General features: G+C 61.9%; 1 protein-coding gene. It reads left to right on the forward strand.

Annotated features, from left to right (window positions below):
• Positions 1-2,753: DNA-directed RNA polymerase subunit beta (locus tag GY769_20310; protein ID MCP4204267.1), on the forward strand; the 2,753-nt coding region annotated here is incomplete at both ends.

Below are 2,753 nucleotides of genomic sequence, written 5' to 3' on the forward strand. Positions count from 1 at the left end.
CGCCTGTGCCGGCTCCGACGTCGTGGACATGGAAACCGGCGAGGTGCTCGCCGACACCAACCAGGAGCTGTCGGAAACCACGCTGGCCAGTTTTCTCGAAGCCGGCATCGGCTCTTTCGAGTTCTTCTTCCCCGAGCGGGACGAAGTGGGCAACGTGATCTCGGCGACGCTCAGGAAGGATTCCGTCGGCAGCCAGGTGGCCGCGCTGATCGAGATCTACAAGAAGCTCCGGCCGGGTGATCCGCCTACCGTGGACACCGCCACCCAACTGTTCCAGGGGATGTTCTTCGACACGCGGAAGTATGACTTCTCGCGGGTGGGGCGGATGAAGTTCAACATCAAGCTCTACGAGGATCCCGAGGCCACCAGCCGCGATAAACGAACGCTCGACCAAAAGGATTTCATCGACACCATCAACTATCTGCTGAGACTGCGCCGGGGCCTTGGCGCGGTCGACGATATCGACCATCTCGGCAATCGCCGTGTCCGCGCGGTGGGCGAGTTGCTGGAAAACCAGTTCCGCATCGGCCTGGTCAGAATGGAACGGGCCATCAAGGAGAAGATGTCGGTCTACCAGGAAATGTCGACGGCGATGCCGCACGACCTGGTGAACGCCAAGCCGGTGATGGCCGCCATCCGCGAGTTCTTCGGATCCAGCCAGCTCTCGCAGTTCATGGATCAGACCAATCCGCTGAGCGAGGTGACGCACAAACGCCGGCTGTCCGCTCTTGGTCCCGGAGGCCTTTCGCGCGAGCGGGCCGGCTTCGAGGTGCGCGACGTTCACCCCACCCACTACGGCCGGATCTGCCCGATTGAGACCCCGGAGGGCCCGAACATCGGCCTCATCTCCTCGCTTTCCTGTTTCGCCCGCATCAACGACTATGGCTTCATCGAAAGTCCTTACCGGCGGGTGGACGGCGGCGTCGTGATCGACGAAGTGCGCATTCTCAACCCCGGTGACACCAACTCGAAAGTAGGCGATGTCATTCTGCGGACGCGAGCCGAGAAAGTGAACAAAGCGCTCGCAGCCAGCAAGCAGAAGGCGGACTACGAGGCCCACTGTACCTACCTCTCGGCCTGGGAGGAAGACAAGTACACCATCGCCCAGGCCAACGTGCCACTCGATGCGAGCGGCCACATATCCCGCGAGCTGGTGAACGCGCGCGAGGCGGGCAACTTTGTCTTGAAGCACCGGGACGAAGTGCAGCACATGGACGTCAGTCCCAAACAGTTGGTCTCGGTGGCTGCCAGCTTGATTCCGTTTCTCGAAAACGACGATGCCAACCGCGCATTGATGGGGTCGAACATGCAGCGGCAGGCGGTCCCGCTGCTCCGCGCCGAGGCGCCGCTGGTCGGCACCGGCATGGAGAGCGTCACCGCCCGCGACTCGGGCGCCGTGGTGAGCTGCCGCCGCTCGGGAGTGGTGGACTCGGTGGATAGCGAACGGGTCATTGTCCGCATCGAGGGTAATGTTCACGAGGGGCAGCTCTCGCGCGAAGTCGGCGCCGACATCTACCCCCTCATCAAGTTCAAGCGTTCCAACCAGAACACCTGCATCAACCAGAAGCCGATTGTTCACGTTGGCCAGAAGACTCGCAAAGGGGACGTGATCGCCGACGGTCCCTGCACCGACATCGGCGAGCTGGCGCTGGGCCGCAACGTACTCGTGGCATTCATGCCCTGGCGCGGCTACAACTTCGAGGACGCCATCATCGTCAGCGAAAAGCTGGTTCGCGACGACTATTACACGTCGATCCACATCGAGGAGTTTGAGATCGAAGGCCGCGATACCAAGCTCGGCCCGGAAGAGGTCACCCGCGACATCCCCAATATCGCCGAGTCGTTCCTGCGCAACCTCGACGAGAGCGGCGTCATCCGCATCGGCGCCACGGTGAAGCCGGGTGACATCCTGGTGGGCAAGGTCACGCCGAAGGGCGAGACCCAGCTCACGCCCGAAGAAAAACTGCTCCGGGCGATCTTTGGAGAGAAGGCCGGCGATGTCAAGGACGCTTCGCTGTACTGCCCGCCGGGTATTGAAGGCACCGTGGTGGGCTGCAACGTCTTCTCGCGAAAAGGCGCCGAACTCGATGAGCGCTCCAAGACGATCATGGAGTCGCAGATCGAAAAACTCCATCGCGATCTGGCCGACGAAAAGCGCATCCTCAACGACGAGCGCTCCAAGCGGCTGATGTCCTTCCTGGCCGGGAGGACGCTGGTCAACGACCTCCACGACGAAAAGACCAACAAGCGCCTGCTCGGCAAAGATACCGAGATCACCCGCGAGATTGTCGAGAAGCTCCGAGCCCGCGACCTCAAGCGCATGCGCTTGAAGGATAAAGACCCGCGCCTCAACGAGCAGATCGACGAGGTCGAGGAGATGACCTCGCGGCAGATCGCCGTGCTCGAGAAGATCACCGACGAGAGAATCGCCAAGCTCAAGAAGGGCGACGAGCTGCCCCCGGGCGTTATCAAGATGGTCAAGGTCTACATCGCCATGAAGCGGAAGCTCTCCGTCGGCGACAAGATGGCCGGCCGTCACGGCAACAAGGGTGTGATCTCGAAGATCGTTCCCGTCGAGGACATGCCTCACCTGCCCGATGGGACGCCGGTGGAGATCATCCTGAATCCGCTCGGCGTGCCCTCCCGGATGAACGTGGGGCAGATTCTCGAGACACACCTCGGCTGGGCCGCTCAGAAGCTCGGCGTGCATTTCGCAACGCCGGTGTTTGACGGCGCCCACGAAAAGGACATCA

The sequence above is a fragment of the bacterium genome, from assembly GCA_024224155.1.
Classification (GTDB): Bacteria; Acidobacteriota; Thermoanaerobaculia; order Multivoradales; family JAHEKO01; genus CALZIK01.